Raw genomic sequence first — 17,885 nt, forward strand, 5'->3', positions numbered from 1 at the left:
GGGGATGGTAGACGAAGCCGGGGAAAGAGGGACCGGTCTCGGCCAGGAAGTGCTCGATCCGGATGCGCATCTCCTCCAGGGAGCCGTCCAGCGGCAGGTATCCCTTGACGCTCTTGGTCGGGGTGTCCTCCAGGGAGTCGAGGGAGAAGGTGTCGACGTGCAGGTTCTCGATGCCGACCCCGTTGCCGGTCAGTTCCACCAGAAACTCGGCCACCGTATCGACCATTTCGGCCGGGACTTCGCAGGCTATTTCCGCCCAATCTGTTTGCATGATCCTCTTTGTGCTCCTTGTTCTTGACGTTATTCGCCCTAAGCTACCAGAAAAGCAGGGGAGATGCCAATGAAAACCTTGACAAAAAAGGTCCTCGGGGCTACCTTTAATTAAAATTAAACATTAGACATTCCCGCACACGGTGATAGAACTTTTTCCCATTAAATTTTAGTTTTGCCTAAACTGAAAAACCATGGTATATATCTAATGAGTAGTAGGGATGCCGCGTTGTAACGTTCAAAAAGGTCAGATTTCGGGATGTTCCAGATGCTACCCTCAGTGAGGCACGTATATCTACTCTCCGATGCCACGGGGGAGACGGTCGAGAAGGTGGCGCGCGCGGCGCTGACCCAGTTCAAGGACATCGACGTCCGCCTGCACCGGGTCGGCTCCATCCGCAACCAGGACGATATCCTGAGGGCCCTCGACGAGGTTAGCGGGGCGCCGGGCATCATCTTTTACACCCTGGTGAACAGCGAGCTCGCCCAGTTTGTGAAGGACCAGGCCGAGATACGGCAGCTGGAGGCGGTGGACCTGATCACCCCGCTTCTGTACAAGCTCGCGGAATTCCTGGAGATGCGGCCGCAGAAACTCCCCGGCCTGCAGTACGAGATGAACTCCGACTACTACCGCCGCATGGAGGCGGTGGACTTCACGGTCAAGCAGGACGACGGGCAGGAGCCGCGCAACCTGCACAAGGCCGACATAGTGCTGGTGGGGGTGTCGCGGTCGTCCAAGACCCCGCTCTCCATGTACCTCGCCCACAAGGGGTACAAGGTCGCCAACGTGCCGATCATCCAGGGGATCGAGCCGCCGCCGGAGCTGGAGCAGGTGGAGCCGGAGCGGGTGGTGGGATTGATGATCGACGCCCAGCGGCTGGTCGAGATCCGCTGCGCCAGGCTTAGAACCCTCAGGCAGAGCCCGCGCGGCAACTATGCGGATTATCAGCAGGTCGAGGATGAGCTGGCCTACTGTCGCCGGTACTACCGGGCCCATCCCGCCTGGCTCGTTATCAACGTTACCAACAAGTCAGTGGAGGAGTCGGCAGCCGAGATACTGAGCAGACTCCATGGTGAAATACGGCACGATTAGGCGCTAGGCATATTAACAACAGAGAGGAAATCAACATGAGAATTTTGGTGGTGGAAGACGAGAAGAAGGTTGCCAGCTTCATTAAGCGCGGCCTCGAAGAGGAGCAGTACGAGGTTACCACCGCGGCTGACGGTGAGGAAGGCCTGAAGCTCGCGCTGGAGAAGCAGTTCGACCTGATCGTGCTGGACTGGATGCTCCCCAAAAAGGACGGTCTCTCCGTGCTGAAGGACCTCCGGGAGCGCAAAAACGTGACCCCGATCCTGATGCTGACCGCCAAAGACTCGGTGGAGGATATCGTGGCTGGTCTCGATTCCGGCTCCGACGACTACCTCACCAAGCCGTTCGCCTTCGCCGAGCTTTTGGCCAGGGTGCGTGCCCTGATGCGCAGAAGCGAGCTTGACCGCGGCGCCGAGATCCGCTTCGCCGACCTGCGTCTGGACCCGGTTACCCACAAGGTCTGGCGCAAGGAGAAGGAGATCGACCTCACCGCCAAGGAGTACGGCCTCCTCGAGTACTTCATGCGCAACCCGCACCAGGTGCTGACCAGGACCATGATCGCGGAGCATGTCTGGGATTACACCTTCGACAGCTTCACCAACATCATCGACGTCTACGTGAACTACCTGCGTAAGAAGATCGACCGCGACGCCGACAAGAAGCTGATCCACACCGTGAGGGGCGTGGGCTACATCCTGAAGGAAGAAGAGTAGACCGCACAGGCGGAGCTGCCACCACTTCCCCAAGGTAGCCTCGACCGCGCCCTTCCCTTGGCGGGGAGAGCGTGGCTGGTGATCTGTTAACGGAACGGACGAACCTGGACTCTTGAGAGAGTCCGGCTCGTCCGTTTTTTTCGCCAACGGTTAAGCAGCTTCGCCAACTCCACCTCTTGACAAAATCGGCACCCGGCATTAGCTTTACGCTACCCAAAATTCAGGAGGTAGGTAGCCATGCAGGTAGCTATTGTCACTCGGTTGTTGGCAGTCGTCCTTGTTCTTTCCTCTTTTTTTACGGGTGGCGCATGGGCCGCGGCAGTCACCCCGGACTTCGTCAAGCTCGCCAAAAAGCTGAAGCCCGCCGTGGTCAATATCAGCACCTCCAAGACGATCAACGCCCAGAGCCAGCAGCATCCCTTCGGTAACGACCCCTTCGAGGAATATTTCAACAGGTTCTTCAACGCCCCCAGGCACCCCCAGAAGCAGAAGAGCCTCGGCTCCGGCTTCATCATCAGCGACGACGGCTACATCATCACCAATAACCACGTGGTGGCGGGCGCCGACGAGGTCAAGGTGAAGCTTTCCGACGGCAGGGAGTTCAAGGCCGAGATCAAGGGACGCGACGAGAAGCTCGACCTGGCGCTGGTGAAGATAGACGCCAAGGCGCAACTCCCCGTGGCCCCGCTGGGCGACAGCGACAAGCTCGAGGTGGGAGAGTGGGTGATGGCGATCGGCAACCCTTTCGGGCTGGCCCAGACGGTCACCGTCGGCATCGTGAGCGCCCAGGGCCGGGTGATCGGCAGCGGCCCCTACGACGACTTCATCCAGACCGATGCCTCCATCAACCCTGGCAACTCCGGCGGACCTCTCTTCAACGCGGAAGGTGAAGTGATCGGCATCAACACCGCCATCCTCGCCAGCGGCCAGGGGATCGGCTTCGCCATTCCCGTCAACATGGCCAAGATGATCCTCACCCAGCTGAAGGAGACCGGCAAGGTGACCCGCGGCTGGCTGGGCGTTTCCATCCAGGTGGTCACCCCCGACCTGGCCAAGTCCTTCGGCTTGGAGGGGGAGAAGGGCGCGCTGGTCTCCGAGGTTACCAAGGACAGTCCCGCCGACAAAGCCGGTATCCAGGGGGGCGACATCATCCTGGAGTTCGACGGCCACGCCATCCACGAGATGAGCGAGCTGCCGCGGCTGGTGGCCGGCACGCCGGTCGGCAAGAAGGTGAAGGTGCTCCTGCTGCGGGATGGCAAGCAGCAGACCGTGACGGTCACCATCGAGCAGCTGACGGACGGCAGCGAGGACGCAGTCGCGCTGACCAGTGACAAGCTGGGGGTCAAGGTGGCCGACCTCACGCCGGAACGGGCCCAGCAACTGCGGATGAAAGGGGACAGGGGTGTGGTGATCACCGAGGTGCAGCCGGAGAGCATTGCCGACCGCGGCGGTCTGCAGCCGGGAGACGTGATACGCGAGATCAACGGCGTGCGGATCAACAACGTCGCCGAGTACGGAAAGGCGATCGCCTCGGTGAAGAAGGGTGGATACCTGAAGATCCTTTTGCGCAGGAACAACAGTTCCATGTTCGTGGCCTTGAGGCCGGAGTAGCGGAGGCTTGAACGGCTGAAAAGAGAATAGAGACGGTACAGAAGGGACGGGGCGCAGAGATGCGCCCCGTTTTCGTTTTGGATCGGATCCTCCGACAACTCCTCCCCCTTCGGGAGAGGGGACTGTCGGGCTAACAATTCAAGGCAGCGGCGAGGGGGTGTTGAAGGCCTCGGCCACCTCCCGCCTGAGCTCCTCTTCGGCGTCGAGGTGGCGCGGCGAGAAGTGGAAGGGGATGACCCGTTCCGCCCGCGCCGCGCGGGCGAGCTCGCCGGCCTGCCGCGCGGTGAGGTGCGCCCGCTCCCTGGCGCGGTCGTGGTCCTCATGCAGGAAGACTGCCTCGATGAAGAGGTAATCGGCGCCCCGGGCCAGTTCCACGATCCGCTCCCTGTTCTTCTCGGTGTAGGCGGTATCGGTGACGTAGGCCATCTTCTCCCCCGGCACCACGTTCAGCACCCGCTCCTTCAACTCGCCCAGGGTGAGCGCTTCTTCTCCACCTCGCTCCAGCGGGACCCGGAAGACCGTCTCATCCGGAGCCTCGCGCAGCACGGCCTGCTTGACCTCGGATAGCCATGGCCCGACCTGCGCCCCCAGTTCGCCCAGCCGGTTCTTCATGAAGTTCACGTGCCGCTTCTCCTCGAAGGCGTAGGCGAGGCAGGGGATGCTGTGCTCGAGGAAGGCGACCCGCAGCCTCAAGTTCTCCTCGTCGAGGATCACATCCCCCTGCAAGACGAAGCGTTCCTCGTCCTCCCTGGCAAAGGTGGTGCGCGAACTGAAGCGGGCCCGGACCCCGCTGCCGTCGGGGTGCAACTCGTGGACAATGATGGTGAAGACGGTGGGGTAGCTCTGGATGAGGTTCCAGCTGTAGGAGGCGAGCCGGCACTCCACCTGGCGGAGGATGCCCGGCGGACCGAAGAGGTTCACCTGCCTGTCGCGGCCGAGCATGATCCGCAGCAGCCGGTCGAAGCCTATGAAGTGGTCGATATGGGTGTGGGAGATGCAGATGTCGCTGATACGCAGGATCTTGCGGGCACCCAGCGGGGCCAGGTCCCCCAGGTCGAAGAGTATTGCCCGCCGCGCGAACTGGAAGTCAAGGTAGACCCCCGGGTCGTCAAAGGGACGGTTTACCAGCGTGGGGAGAAAGTGCGGTGTCATAGGCGCACCTGAGCATCAGCCGTGAAAAGCCATTCGCCCTGAGCCTGTCGAATGGTGCCTGAAACTCATACGGCAGGACACGTCGGAAGAAGTTGGAGTACGTACTTCGACAGGCTCAGCACGAACGGTTCCACTTTCTCCCAACCACACTACGACCTTGATTCATCATACAGCGCCACAGAGTCAGTCGTCCATCGGGCTCTGGTCCTCGGTCATCAGCTTCTTGATCAGGGCGACCAGCATTCCCACCATGAGCAGAAAGAACATGTCCTGCAGCGAGTTCCAGTAGCGGACCGTGGAGGCCGAGTAGCTTATGTTGTCGGAGATGAGCCTGGCCAGGCCGGAGGCGATACCGATCAGGATCGCCCCCCAGCGTCCCACGTACCATCCCTCGATGGCGACGGGAATGGCATAGAAGATCAGCAGCGAGTAGTCACCGGTCACGTAATCGAGCACCCCGATCACCACCACCGCCATCAGTCCGATGACCAGCATCAGCCAGGTCGGCAGTTTTGCCATCGCCTTCCGCATCTCAAACAACTCCTCATTTCACTGAATCAGCCACAACGCTACTGTCATAGTCTCGCGTGCTCTCTTTCATATATAGCGTTTAATCCACCTCCGCAAGACAAAAAAGGGGGACCGGTTTCCCGATCCCCCTTTCTTATGCAACTCTCTCCGCCTTGGCGTTGGCTCCGGGGCCTCACAGCGAGTTCCCTATCAGGTGGGCTCCTGTAAATCGTTTTAGGCAATTCCCGCGCAATGGGGCAGCACACCACGATCACAAACAGTCGCCCGTTCAATTAATTATTCCGCAGGGGCGTTAGTTGCCTGACGGACAGGGCAGAGAGAGTTAGAAGTTGGTGTATCATAGCTTTGCGGCAGACGGAAATCAAGACTTTTTCCTTTAAAGAACAATAGCTTTGACATATATTCGTCCCATTAAAAGAGGTACAGGTAACGGCTGATACTGTGGCCCAAAACGCGGTTGCAATTTTGCCTGATTGACGTACAATGCCGCAACCACAGCTTCAAACGGAGGGAACATGCGGCTAAAGGATGACCAGGTAGGGCGTCTGGCGGAACGGGTGCTGGGGGACCTGGAGCGCGCGGGGCTCATCGAAGAGAAGGGGGCTAGGGGCGCCGTGCTGGCCGGGGTCAAGTCCGCCATCATCGCCGACCTCAAACAGGAGGAGACCCTGGAGCGTGACGCCGAGGCGCTGCTCGAACAGACCATGCGCAGCATGGGGGGCGGTGCCGGCATCGACCGCCACAAGATGCTGAAGATGATCAAGGACCGCCTCGCCAAGGAGCGGAAGATAGTTTTATAAGAGGATCCCATGCACATCTCCGAAGACCGTGTCTCCCATATCGCCCACAAGATTTTCGACAAGCTCTACAACGACGACCTCGCCGACTTCCCGGACGAGCGGCGGGCCCTGGACGCCATCAAGGGGTCCATCGAGTCCTTCTTCTCCGTGATGGGGCAGATCGACCAGGCGGTCCGTGACAAGCTCGCCTCCTACAGCCAGGCCAAAGTCCCCGGCAGCCGCGACTGGGAGATCCTCTACCAGAAGTTCTACGCCGAGGAGCTGGCTAAGCGGAAGTGGTAGGTTCGGGCCCATGCGGTGGCCACTAACCTAAATCCTGCGGAGGGTCCCTTCTGCTTCCTACCCCATCCTCCCCCCTGCCCTCTTCTTGAAGGAGAGGGAGCGTTCGTTGAGCGGAGGATGGTCACCGCTCCGGAAAATATTTCCCGCCCCCTCCCGCATTCCCCGTCTGATCCGCATAAGTGCCGACTTATCTCCTCGTAACCCGTTGAAAACCTGCATGATTCCCGCCCTCTGCAACCCCGGTAAATTATTTTTCCTCCCGCCCTTGATTTTTGCCACCTCGCTGTTTATATTTACGGAGCGTTTAGCACTCAGCTGTCCCGAGTGCTAATACTTTTAAAATCACGACACCGATCGTATCTCAAAGAAAGGAGAGGAAAATTATGATTAGACCGCTGCAGGACCGTATCATCGTGAAGAGGGTTGAAGAGCAGACCATGACCGCCGGTGGCCTTTACATTCCGGATGCCGCTAAAGAGAAGCCGCAGCAGGGTGAGGTGGTGGCCGTCGGTAACGGCAAGAGGGGCGAGGACGGCAAGGTTTACCCGCTCGATCTCAAGGTGGGCGACAGGGTGCTGTTCGGCAAGTACGCGGGGAGCGAAGTGAAGCTCGACGGCGAGGAGTTCCTGATCATGCGCGAGGACGACATCCTCGGCGTGCTCGAGAAGTAATCAGGGTAACCTAAGCCGCGGCAAGCGCCGCCGCTTCAGCCTTTCACGATTCACCAAATTTCAAGGAGGAAGATAACAATGGGTGCAAAGATCATCAAATTCGACCAGGAGGGGCGTAACGCCATCCTCAAAGGGGTCAATACTCTGGCAGACGCAGTCAAGGTAACCCTCGGTCCCAAAGGCCGCAATGTGGTCATCGAGAAATCCTACGGCGCTCCGCTCATCACCAAGGACGGCGTCACCGTCGCCAAGGAAATCGAGCTGGAAGACAAGTTCGAGAACATGGGCGCCCAGCTGGTGAAGGAAGTTGCTTCCAAGACCTCCGACGTCGCCGGTGACGGCACCACCACCGCTACCGTGCTGGCCCAGGCCATCTACCGTCAGGGCTCCAAGCTGGTGGCCGCCGGCCACAACCCGATGGAGATCAAGCGCGGCATCGACCAGGCGGTTGAGACCCTGGTGGGCGAACTGAAGAACATCTCCAAGCCGATCAAGGACCACAAGGAGATCGCCCAGGTCGGCACCATTTCCGCCAACAACGACAAGACCATCGGCGACATCATCGCCCAGGCCATGGAGAAAGTCGGCAAGGAAGGCGTGATCACCGTCGAGGAAGCCAAGGCGATGGAAACCACCCTGGAGACCGTGGAAGGTATGCAGTTCGACCGCGGCTACCTCTCCCCCTACTTCGTGACCGATCCGGAGCGCATGGAAGCGACCCTGGAGAACGCCACCATCCTGATCCACGACAAGAAGATCTCCAACATGAAGGACCTCCTCCCGGTACTCGAGCAGACCGCCAAGAGCGGCCGTCCGCTGCTGATCATCGCCGAGGACATCGAGGGCGAGGCGCTGGCCACCCTGGTGGTCAACAAGCTCAGGGGCGTGCTGAACGTCTGCGCCGTCAAGGCACCGGGCTTCGGCGACCGCCGCAAGGCCATGCTGGAAGACATCGCCATCCTGACCGGCGGCAAGGTGATCTCCGAGGAAGTCGGCTTCAAACTCGAGAACACCACCTATGACATGCTGGGCACCGCCAAGCGCGTCACCATCGACAAGGACAACACCACCATCATCGACGGCAACGGTGCCGAGGTCGAGATCCAGGCCCGCGTGAAGATGATCCGCGCCCAGGTCGAGGAGTCCACCAGCGACTACGACAAGGAGAAGCTCCAGGAGCGCCTGGCCAAGCTGGTCGGCGGCGTGGCAGTGATCAAGGTCGGTGCCGCCACCGAGGTCGAGATGAAGGAGAAGAAAGCCCGCGTGGAAGACGCCCTGCATGCAACCCGCGCCGCGGTTGACGAGGGTATCGTCCCTGGCGGCGGTGTCGCCTACCTGCGCGCCATGTCCTCCCTCGACAAGCTGCAGCTCCCGACCGAGCAGCAGTTCGGCGTCAACGTGATCAAGCGCGCCGTCGAGGAGCCGATTCGCCAGATCGCCCAGAACGCCGGCGTGGACGGCTCCATCGTGGTGGACAAGGTGAAGAACGGCCAGGGCTCCTTCGGCTACAACGCGGCCGATGACGTCTACGTTGACATGCTGCAGGTCGGCATCATCGACCCGACCAAGGTCTCCAGGACCGCGCTGCAGAACGCCGCTTCGGTCGCCGGCCTGATGATGACCACCGAGGCCCTCATCGCCGACAAGCCGAAGGAAGAAGCTCCGCTGATGCCGTCGATGCCGGGCGGTATGGGCGGCGGCATGGGCATGATGTAATCAGCGCCCCAGGCTGAAAGAAGAAATGAAAAGAGGGAGTCGGCCAAGGCCGGCTCCCTTTTTCGTGTTCAAAGCTGGCAGCTGTCGGTCGCCGTTCATGCTGAGCTTGTCGAAGCACCGCTTTCCCGACTCCGGCCAGCCACCCTTCGACAGGCTCAGGGCGAACGGTGGTGCCCCCCACACCGGCACTCTCCGGCCTCCCTTCCCTTACTAACTATAAGGAATCATTCACCGTATTTCCTCATTTCTTGCAAATTCCGGCGGGGCGGCGGCTTTACAGGGATTAGCCTTCAGCGTATGCTTAATGAGGCATGTCCCAGCTGCTGTTTAAGGGTTCCTTATGAGCTACACCGCTGATGACTCGCGCACCAACCAGACAGACCGCGAATCTGCGCCACCCAGCCAGGACGAGATAGCCTCGGCCGCCGACGCCATGCTGGCCATGGTGAGGGCCGCCAAGGGGATGAGGATCTACCTTCCCAACAACCCGGTCCTCATCAAGTTCGTGGACGAGCTGAACAGCAAGATGGCGGACCACATCGCCCGCTTCGGGGACCTCCAGCTCGACGTGGAGCCCTTCGCCCTGCGCTACAAGGGTGCCGAGCTCTACCGGAACGAGGACCCCAAGGACAGCCTCGCCTTCCGGGTCCACACCGACGGCATCCGGGTGCTGCTCTTCTCGGAGGGGCTCGAGCTGCGCGAGCTCAAGGCCTTTCTCGGGGTGATCGCCTTCGAGCAGCCAAGCCACCAGGACGACGACATCGTCACCCAGCTCTGGGAGCGTGAGCTTCCCCACGTCAGTTACCTTTTGGAGGAGGACCTGCTCGGTACCCTGGCTCCCGGGGAGGGAGGAGGGGCCGACTCCCAGCAGGACTCCATCACCCGCTTCAGGTCGTCCCACCTCGAGCTCCACCGCCTTCCTCCCCGCATGGTCCCCAAGCACCTGCTCATGCTGAGCCGCGACGACGCCGGCTGGCTTCGCAAGGCCCGGCAGTCCGAGGTGTACCGAAACCCGCTGGACGACGTCTTCCACGTCGTGTTCGCCATCCTCTCCGGGGTGAAGGAGCCCGGGCTTTTCACGGACTTCCTGCGCATCACCGCCTCTTTGGTGGAGAACATGTTCCTGATCGGCGACATCGGGCATGTCCTGGTGCTGGTCCGTTTCCTCAACCGGCTGAGGGAGCGCGACGGTCTCAGCCGGGAGCAGCGCCAGCAGGTGCGCGACCTCATGGACGGCATCCTCACCGAGAGAAACGTGCAGATGCTGCAGGAAGCGATCGACGGCGGCGAGGCGGTGAGCTACGACGAGGTCCGGGAACTCCTCAAGACCCTCGGCCTTCCCGCCTTGAGCGCCATCTGCGAGCTGTTGGGGCGGGTGGAAAAGCTCAAGATGAGGAAGCTGATCGTCGAGGTGCTGGTCGAGCTGGGCAAGGACCGGCCGGAGGTCTTCGAGCCGTTTCTCTCCGACCCGCGCTGGTACCTGGTCAGGAACGTGGTGCTGGTGCTCTCCCTGCTGGGCACCCCCAAGTCGCTGCAGATGATCGTCAGGCTGATCTCCCACAAGGAGCAAAGGATCCGCAGGGAGGTGCTGGGTTTCCTGGAGCGATCCACCGATCCCAAGGCCAAGCAGTACCTCTTGAAGTACCTTAGGGACGATGCCAGCGCCCTGCGCATCAAGGCGCTGCAGAGCTTGGCCCGCGAGCGGCTCCCCTTCGCCCTCAAGCCGATCCTCGCCTTGACCGCCGCCGAGGATTTCAAGGGAAGGGATTTGGCGGAAAAGAGGGCGGTATACGAGGCGATCGGTGAGCTCGGCTCGCAGGAAGAACTCGACCTCTTCCGGGACATGCTGCTGAAGAAGCGCTGGTTCCAGAAGGGGGCCACCAGGGAGGCGGTGCTCTGTGCCGTCGCCGGGCTCATGAAAATGGGACCCCCCCAGGCGCGCGAGCTCCTGGAGCAGGCGCGCTCCTTCCGCAATCCGGAGCTCAGGGAGATAGTGGAGCAGGCCCTGGCGGTGCTAACCGCCGGCCAGCAGTCAGGTGAGGCCGACGGCCCCGACCGGCGCAAAGAGGCGTAGATGGCACCCGAGGATCCCACATACCGGCAGAACGTGGACATGGTGAAACTAGGGAAGGCCCTTTTGTACCAGTTTTTCGTCCTGTACAAGACCTCCTTCAACTATCAGGAGGGGCACCAGGCCATCGAGGCCCCGGTCGCCAGGGTGCTGGAGGCGCTCAGGGAGATCCACGGCCGCCGCGAGGAAGCCTCGCTGCTGATCAGGGGGAACCACCTCTACCTGGGAGAGTACCGGCTGAAACCGGACCCGGCTACCTTCGAGGCGACCCGCTTCGTCTCCGGGGAGATGAGGCGCAGAAGGATCGGCCGGATCTCCTTTTCCCCCGGGGTCGGAGCCGAGGAGTTGAGCCGTTTCGTGTACGGCCTGCGTGAGGTCGAGGAGAGCGAGCCCAACGACGCCTATGGCCGTGTCCTGGATCGGATGCAGCAGCGGATGGTCACCCACGTGGAGGTCGAGGTGCTGGGCGAGGAGGTCGAGCTGGGGGAGGTCGGCCGGGAGCGGCTGACCGACGACCGGCTGAAGGCCAGGCTCCTCTACCAGAGGGCCCTGGCCGCCATGGAGGATGTCTCGGCAGGGACTGCCGCCGGGCAGCCCCTCAGGTTCAGGCAATGCAAGCGGGTGGTGCAGCACATGATCGACATCCTCGCCCCCCACGAGTCCTGCCTGCTGGCGCTCACCGCCCAGCGCTGCCGCGAGCGCTACAGCCAGCACCACGCGGTCAACGTCTGCATCCTCTCCCTCTGCGTCGGGCGCCGGCTGGGGTTCTCCAAGTTCCACCTGTGCGAACTGGGGATGGCGGCCCTCTTTCACGACCTGGGCAAGGCCGAGCTTCCCCGGGAGCTCCTTGACAAGGCGGGCGAGCTCTCCCCGGAGGAGCAGCGGGCGCTGGAGATGCATCCGCTGTACGGGGTGCGCAGGGTCATGCAGAACAAGGGGGTGGACGCCATGACCTCCCGCATCGTGAGCGGCATCTTCGAGCACCACCTGATGGCCGACCATTCCGGCTACCCCCGGCTTCCCTACCGAAGCTTCAGCCTGTTCGGCAGGATCATCAGCATCGCCGACAGCTACGACGCGCTCACCTCTTCGCGGGTCAACAGCAGGACCGCCCTGGCGCCGGACAAGGCGATCCGCTTCATGCTGACCAGGGGTGGCAGCGAGTTCGACCAGGGGCTCCTCAAGCTGTTCATCGGCTGCGTAGGGCTGCACGGCGTGGGCTCCCTGCTGCTGTTGGACACCGGTGAGGTGGCCGTGGTGGTGGCCAACAACCCCGACCCTTCCCACTGGGACCAGCCCAAGGTCCGCCTGATCGCCGACGCCAGCGGTCGGGAGATGGAGGGAGAGCTCCTCGATCTCGCCAAGACCGACCCGCCCAAAACCGTGATCGCCACCCAGGACCCTACCATCTACGACCTCGACGTGAGCCGCTACCTGATCTGAAGCGGCCCCCCGCGCCAGCCACCCTCATTAAATTAATTAAAAATAATGTTGCGGCGTGCGACTGCCGCCGTGCACCCCCGGCCGCTACCGCGGCGGCGACGCGTGCTGTCGTTTTGCTGCCGCTGGCTTGCGCAAATCGGACTGAATCGGTACAATTTCCTAACACCCAAGAATCACTTGGATTCCTGCCGGAAAAGAACCCCTTCGGCCCGGGCGGCGCCACTGCCGGAGAGGTGATTTTGCCCCGGCGGACACTTTGCAAAAAATTGAGGTAAGAGGGTATAATTTCCTAGAGTGCCAAGAGCCAATGAGAAACGAGAACCCAAGGAACCAATAAACGCGGAGGGAGAAATGACTGCGCAGAAGAACCAGACGCTCCGTCATCACTTGGCCGCCGTCAAGGCGGGAGAGAGAGTATTCGAGAACGCGTTCCAGGGGATCATCAGGATGATCCTGGAGCCCGGTTTCGAAAAGGTCACCGTGAATGGCAAGACGACCTACGACTTCAATATCTTCCGGACCGGCCGCAAGCATACCATCGGCATGTACGACGAGATCAACAGCTTCGTCTCCTTCGTGAAGGACGCGGCAGAGGGCGGCTCCAGCAAGGAGATGGCCTTCGTCCTGGTCGGTGAGCCGGGTAACGGGAAGACCTTCTTCGTCGAGTTCCTCTGCAGCAAATACCGCGACTTCCTGACCCGGGACAAGAACCGCAAGTACAGCTACCGCTTCCTGAACATGGACAAGCTGGGGACCTACGGCAAGATCCGGGAGATCGACTCGCAGACCTACGAGGACCCGATGATCCTGGCCATGAACCTGTTCGACAGCCAGGACGACAACCGCCGCTTCATCGCGGAGCAGGGGTTCAGCGAGGACGAGATCGACGCGCTCTACCGGAACTACCGGCCGATGGGGGCCTGCAGCGGCTACATGTGGAACGACATCCGTACCCACTTCGACAACGACCTGGAGAAGATGCTCGATAACGTGGCGATCGTGCCGGTTCCCATGAGCGAAAGCCTGGGCACCCTGACCGGCAAGTACCCGGCCAAGGACAAGATCACCTCCTCGGCGGTGGACCTGTTGGGCGAGGAGTCGATCCAGCGGCTCTTGCACCTCTCCGACACCAACAACCCGTACCGCTTCGACCTCAGGCGCGGCGCGCTGGCGCGGGTGGCCGGAGGTGGCATCCACTTCTCCGACGAGATCTTCAAGAACAAGAAGGACCTGGTCCAGGTCTACCTGGGGGTCATCCAGAACCGGGCCATCGAGATCGACGGCTACAAGTGGCCGATCGACTCCATGATCATCGCCACCAGCAACAACTCCGAGTTCAACCGCTTCCTCTCCGAGAAGGAGGAGGCGCCGATCGTCGACCGCTGCCGTATCTGCTACGTGTCGCACAACACCAACTACCGGATGCAGGAAGGGCTCACCGCCTACGCGCTGGGTGGCGAGGCCAAGACCACCCTGACCCGTGAAACCCTGCACCAGGACCCGAACCTCAACTACGCCACTTCGGTGGGGGTGGTGCTGACCAGGCTCCCCAGGAGCGAGAAGCTCACCCCGATCGAGACCATGAAGCTCGCCGCCGGCGAGGTGGCCGGCGAGAAGAGCATCAAGGCGCTGGCCGAGGTGATCGACACCCTGGGGCAGGAGCCGGACATCACCAAGCGCTTCGGGCAGAGGGGCTTGGGACACCGGAGCCTCGGCCGCAGCATCCAGATCCTCAAGGAGAGCTCGGAGACGAACGAGGGGCGCTGCATGGTGGCCTACGACGTCTTCAAGGCCCTGGAGCGGGTGGTGCTCGACTACGTGGTGGAGACCAACGAGCGGGCCAAGTACCTGGAAGACCTGAAGACCGCCAAGAAGCTCTACCGCGAAAGGATCATGACCGAGATGTTCAACGCCTACATGGACGAGCCGTTCGCCATCAAGAAGGACGTCCAGAACTACGTGAACATGATCATCGGCATCGACGCCGAGAACCTGGGCCCGGACCGGATGTGGAAGTACAAGGATCCGCAGTCGGGCGAGCTGAAGGCCCTGAAGATCGACGAGCGCTACGTGAAGAGCGTCGAGGAGCGGATCGGGCTGAAGACCGAGGAGCAGCGCTCCTCGTTTAGGACCTCGATCAGGAAGATCTACGGGCAGAAGATCTCCGTGGATCCCTCCTACGACTTCATGGACAACCTGGAACTGGTCAAGGCGGTGACCGATGTCCGGCTCAAATCGGACATCGCCGGTGCGGGGAGCCTGATAGGTGCCCTGGCCAACCGGACCAACGAGGAGAACCAGAAGCTCTACGACCGGATGATCGTCACCATGCTCGGCAAGCTCGGCTACTGCCGGACCTGCGCGCAGAAGACCATCGAGTACTTCTGCACCCAGGAAGACGAGAGCTGACGGTGACTGCTTAGTGGGCTGTCCGACCACCTCCCTCTCCCCCGCGGGAGAGGGCCGGGGTGAGGGAAGCCTCGCCCGTCGGAAAGGCGGCAGTTTCCAGCAGGAGACCTCCCTCACCCTAGCCCTCACCCGGAGGGAGAGGGGCCTTTCTGACGGCTGTGGCTGGACAGAGTGGCAGAGGGAGGCACCTTAACCGCGACCAAATCACAAAGGCTACGCAAAGGCCATGAGAGATCCGGAAAAATACCTCGACGAGATGATCAGGAAGGGGCTCGACCGGGAGCGCGAGGCGCGTTTCCGGAAGGAACTGGCGGTTGAGAGGGAGATACCCTCCTCGAGCCAGCGCGGGCCGTTCCCCGGTTTTGCCAAGAGCCTCTACGCCTGGCACGACATGACCACCCTGATGGGGCAGGAAGAGGTCAAGAACCCCTTCCTCACCCAGATGAAGTCGCTGGACGACCTTCTGGAGCGGGACCGGCAGCGGGAGAAGGACGGCTTCCCGCGCAAGATCCGCGTCGGGAGGCTGATCAAGCCGGGCAAGGTGGGGGGCAAGGGGAAGGTAGTGGTGGTCCCCTCCACCGAAGAGGAGAAGTTCATCCATGACCCCTCGGTCCGTCCCCCCGGCGAAGGGGGCTCAACCGGCGGCAGCGGCAAGGAGGAGGAAGGGGAGGTCATTGGCGAACAGAAGGTGAGGGAAACCGGCGAGGAGCCGGGGCAGGGGCCGGGCCAGGGAGAAGGCGAAGCCCACGAGGTGGGAGCCTCCGCCTACGAACTCGGCAAGGTGCTCACCGAGCAGTTCCAGCTTCCCAACCTGAAGGAGAAGGGGAAAAAGCGCTCCTTCACCCGCTACATCTACGATCTCACCGATCGAAACCGCGGCTCCGGCCAGGTGCTGGACAAGAAGGCGACCTTACGGAAGATCGTGGAGACCAACATCTCCCTGGGGAACCTGCCGGACCCCTCCGATCTGGACCCGACCCGTTTCCTGATCTCCCCCCGTGACAAGGTGTACCGCATCTTCTCCCAGGAGAAGGACTACGAGCCGCAGGCCATGGTCTTCTTCCTGCGCGACTACTCCGGCTCCATGGCGGGAAAGGTGACCGAACTGGTCGCTACCCAGCACGTGATGATCTACAGCTGGCTCCTGTACCAGTACGCGGGGCAGGTGGAGTCGCGCTTCATCCTGCACGACACCGAGGCCAAAGAAGTCCCCGATTTCCACACCTACTACAACTCGCGGGTGGCTGGCGGCACCGAGGTGGCCAGCGCCTACAAGCTGGTGAACGAGATCGTCGAGAAGGAGAACCTGGCGGCCGACTACAACATCTACGTCTTCCACGGCACCGACGGCGACGACTGGGACACCGGCGGCGACAAGTCGATCCCCGAGCTGATCAAGATCCTCACCTACGTCTCCCGCATGGGGGTCACCATCGCCGAGCATGCCGGCACCCAGTGGACCGAGGTGGCGCGCTACCTGGAGAACTCCGGCCTCCTGCGCGACAAGCCGAACCTGCTCAGGATGGACGTGATGACCGAGGACGCCGAGGAGAGCCGCGTGATCGAAGGGATCAAGAAGCTCATTTCGTAGAAGCGAGATTAAGATTCGGAGAAGCGAGACCAAGATTGAGGTTAAGACTGGAAAAGGCGTGGAGTAAGGGGGAGATAGAGGCTCGGATAGCAGAAAACGGTTTTCTTGATCTTAATCTCAATCTTAACCTTAACCTCGTAGTTGAGGCCTTTTATGGAACTGATCAACCAACATACCAAGGAGATCATGGAAGGTTGCAAGGTCCGGGCACGGGCCGCGGGGCTTTCCTTCACCGACGAGAGCCTGGAGTACATCGTCACCAACCGGGACCTGATCGAGCTCTCCCCCAAGGTGATGATCCCGACCCTCTACGACTACTGGGTGCACGACGTCGAGGTCTTGAGGGGGAAAGGGGAGTACGAGCTCTATCCGCACAACCCCTACGAGACGGTGATCAACACCCGTCCCCCCATCTCCTTCTACAACGACAACAACCCGGACTGGCTGAACGTGATGATCTTCTACCACGTGCTGGGCCACATCGATTTCTTCCAGAACAACCTCTACTTCCGGCACACCTGGGAGTACGACTTCACCGGGCAGGCGCTCTCCGACAAGCGGGTGATCGCCAAGCTGAGGGCCGAGAAGGGTCGCTGGGTCGACTACATCCTGGAGTTCGCGCGCTCGCTGGACAACCTGGTGGGCTACCACGCCGAGCTCTCGCCGCTCTTCGCCGCGCCCGAGCGGGCCTGCTCCAGCCGCCTCAACTTCTACTTCGACGTCTTCTTGCAGGTGGACAAGAAGTTCGCCGTCAGCGACTACCTGAAGGAGATCTCCAAGTACAACGAGAGCGTCGATCTCTACGGCGAGGAGGGCGAGCGGATCTTCTTCAACGAGGTGAACGTCCGTTTCCCCGAGTTCGAGGCCCATTTCCAGAAGAGCGCCAACGTGAAGCACGTCGAGCGCTATGACCTGCTCCGCTTCCTGGTGGAGAATTCCGAGTTCCTCGCCCGCGATGAGAACGTCTGGATGAAGTCGGTGCTGGAGGTGGTGAGGAAGACCTCCATCTTCTTCCAGCCCCAGATCCGGACCAAGATCATGAACGAGGGGTGGGCGAGCTACTGGCACGAGAAGCTCTTCCTGGAGGACGACCGGATCAAGGGGCACGAGGTCGATTTCGCCCGGGTGCACGCAGGGGTCACCGCCATGCCGCGCGTAGGTATGAACCCCTACGCCCTGGGCATGCGGCTCATGTACTACATCAAGGACGCGGCCGACAAGGGGAGAACCGACTGGTCGTTCGACCGGCTGCTGAACGCCAACGAGCGGAAGAAGTACGACACCCAGGCGGGAGCGGGCGACGACTTCCTGTTCAAGGTGAGGTCCAACTACTGCGACTACCTCTTCATCAAGGACTTCATCGACCAGGATTTCACCAACCGTTACGACCTGTTCGTGACCGGCAAGAGGCTCGACCCCCAGCGCATGGTCTGGCAGTACTACGTGAAGAGCCGGGACGCCAGAAAGTATCGCGACATGGTGCTCGCCTCCCTGTACCATCCACCCTACATCGAGATCGCCCCGGAGCGGGGCGA

At 61.4% G+C, this 17,885-nt stretch carries 12 protein-coding genes, 1 other RNA gene and 2 pseudogenes; 11 read left to right on the forward strand and 4 right to left on the reverse strand.

The window, feature by feature from the left end:
* A pseudogene (locus VJ604_RS17875) lies at positions 1–271 on the reverse strand (50S ribosomal protein L11 methyltransferase); the annotation flags it as partial.
* A 267-nt stretch (positions 272–538) separates the two neighbouring features.
* Here VJ604_RS17875 and VJ604_RS17880 point away from each other — a divergent pair.
* The 3 genes from VJ604_RS17880 to VJ604_RS17890 all read left to right on the forward strand — a co-directional run bounded on the left by VJ604_RS17880 (position 539) and on the right by VJ604_RS17890 (position 3,684).
* Complete coding sequence (locus VJ604_RS17880; RefSeq protein ID WP_324084881.1) at positions 539–1,363, forward strand: pyruvate, water dikinase regulatory protein; 825 nt, start codon at positions 539–541, stop codon at positions 1,361–1,363.
* Positions 1,364–1,398: 35 nt separating this feature from the next.
* On the forward strand, positions 1,399–2,073 hold the full coding sequence (locus VJ604_RS17885; RefSeq protein WP_324084883.1) for a response regulator transcription factor: 675 nt from the start codon (positions 1,399–1,401) through the stop codon (positions 2,071–2,073).
* A 237-nt stretch (positions 2,074–2,310) separates the two neighbouring features.
* Positions 2,311–3,684, forward strand: a complete 1,374-nt coding sequence (locus VJ604_RS17890; RefSeq protein WP_324084885.1) for a DegQ family serine endoprotease — start codon at positions 2,311–2,313, stop codon at positions 3,682–3,684.
* A 138-nt stretch (positions 3,685–3,822) separates the two neighbouring features.
* Here VJ604_RS17890 and VJ604_RS17895 read toward each other — a convergent pair whose 3' ends face one another.
* From VJ604_RS17895 to ssrS, 3 genes are all read right to left on the reverse strand, one after another.
* Positions 3,823–4,836: a ribonuclease Z gene (locus VJ604_RS17895; RefSeq protein ID WP_324084888.1), complete on the reverse strand. Its 1,014-nt coding sequence runs from the start codon at positions 4,834–4,836 to the stop codon at positions 3,823–3,825.
* Between the two features lie 183 nt (positions 4,837–5,019).
* Positions 5,020–5,355, reverse strand: coding sequence for a hypothetical protein (locus tag VJ604_RS17900; protein ID WP_324084890.1), 336 nt, complete (start codon positions 5,353–5,355; stop codon positions 5,020–5,022).
* A 152-nt stretch (positions 5,356–5,507) separates the two neighbouring features.
* Positions 5,508–5,689, reverse strand: a non-coding RNA gene (ssrS, locus tag VJ604_RS17905) — 6S RNA.
* A gap of 193 nt (positions 5,690–5,882) precedes the next feature.
* On the opposite strand from ssrS, the pseudogene VJ604_RS17910 reads away from it, so the two are divergent.
* From VJ604_RS17910 to VJ604_RS17945, 8 genes and pseudogenes are all read left to right on the forward strand, one after another.
* Positions 5,883–6,449, forward strand: a pseudogene (locus VJ604_RS17910) (DUF507 family protein).
* A gap of 380 nt (positions 6,450–6,829) precedes the next feature.
* The gene (gene groES / locus VJ604_RS17915) at positions 6,830–7,120 is read left to right on the forward strand and encodes a co-chaperone GroES (RefSeq protein WP_324084903.1); all 291 of its coding nucleotides are present in this window, start codon (positions 6,830–6,832) and stop codon (positions 7,118–7,120) included.
* Positions 7,121–7,198: 78 nt separating this feature from the next.
* A complete protein-coding gene (gene groL / locus VJ604_RS17920; RefSeq protein WP_324084892.1) occupies positions 7,199–8,836 on the forward strand; it encodes a chaperonin GroEL in 1,638 nt (545 codons plus the stop codon).
* Between the two features lie 340 nt (positions 8,837–9,176).
* Positions 9,177–10,910 carry a HEAT repeat domain-containing protein gene (locus tag VJ604_RS17925; protein WP_324084894.1) on the forward strand — a complete coding sequence of 578 codons (1,734 nt, stop codon included), beginning with the start codon at positions 9,177–9,179 and terminating at the stop codon, positions 10,908–10,910.
* Positions 10,911–12,350, forward strand: a complete 1,440-nt coding sequence (locus VJ604_RS17930; protein ID WP_324084895.1) for an HD-GYP domain-containing protein — start codon at positions 10,911–10,913, stop codon at positions 12,348–12,350. It abuts the gene before it with no gap.
* A gap of 351 nt (positions 12,351–12,701) precedes the next feature.
* Complete coding sequence (locus tag VJ604_RS17935) at positions 12,702–14,759, forward strand: serine protein kinase PrkA (protein ID WP_324084897.1); 2,058 nt, start codon at positions 12,702–12,704, stop codon at positions 14,757–14,759.
* A 226-nt stretch (positions 14,760–14,985) separates the two neighbouring features.
* Positions 14,986–16,350 (forward strand): DUF444 family protein, encoded by a 1,365-nt coding sequence (locus tag VJ604_RS17940; RefSeq protein WP_324084900.1) that lies wholly within the window; start codon positions 14,986–14,988, stop codon positions 16,348–16,350.
* A 153-nt stretch (positions 16,351–16,503) separates the two neighbouring features.
* On the forward strand, positions 16,504–17,885 hold a 1,382-nt coding region (locus tag VJ604_RS17945), incomplete at its 3' end, for a SpoVR family protein (protein WP_324084901.1).

This window comes from Geomonas sp., assembly GCF_035254065.1.
Classification (GTDB): domain Bacteria; phylum Desulfobacterota; class Desulfuromonadia; order Geobacterales; family Geobacteraceae; genus Geomonas.

Excerpts from the sequence above, each read along its gene's own strand:
- VJ604_RS17880 (WP_324084881.1), top strand. The coding sequence starts at position 539 with ATGCTACCCTCAGTGAGGCACGTATATCTACTCTCCGATGCCACGGGG.
- VJ604_RS17935 (WP_324084897.1), top strand. The coding sequence starts at position 12,702 with ATGACTGCGCAGAAGAACCAGACGCTCCGTCATCACTTGGCCGCCGTC.
- VJ604_RS17925 (WP_324084894.1), top strand. The coding sequence starts at position 9,177 with ATGAGCTACACCGCTGATGACTCGCGCACCAACCAGACAGACCGCGAA.
- VJ604_RS17900 (WP_324084890.1), bottom strand. The coding sequence starts at position 5,355 with ATGGCAAAACTGCCGACCTGGCTGATGCTGGTCATCGGACTGATGGCG.
- VJ604_RS17885 (WP_324084883.1), top strand. The coding sequence starts at position 1,399 with ATGAGAATTTTGGTGGTGGAAGACGAGAAGAAGGTTGCCAGCTTCATT.
- VJ604_RS17890 (WP_324084885.1), top strand. The coding sequence starts at position 2,311 with ATGCAGGTAGCTATTGTCACTCGGTTGTTGGCAGTCGTCCTTGTTCTT.
- VJ604_RS17940 (WP_324084900.1), top strand. The coding sequence starts at position 14,986 with ATGAGAGATCCGGAAAAATACCTCGACGAGATGATCAGGAAGGGGCTC.
- groL (WP_324084892.1), top strand. The coding sequence starts at position 7,199 with ATGGGTGCAAAGATCATCAAATTCGACCAGGAGGGGCGTAACGCCATC.
- VJ604_RS17930 (WP_324084895.1), top strand. The coding sequence starts at position 10,911 with ATGGCACCCGAGGATCCCACATACCGGCAGAACGTGGACATGGTGAAA.
- VJ604_RS17895 (WP_324084888.1), bottom strand. The coding sequence starts at position 4,836 with ATGACACCGCACTTTCTCCCCACGCTGGTAAACCGTCCCTTTGACGAC.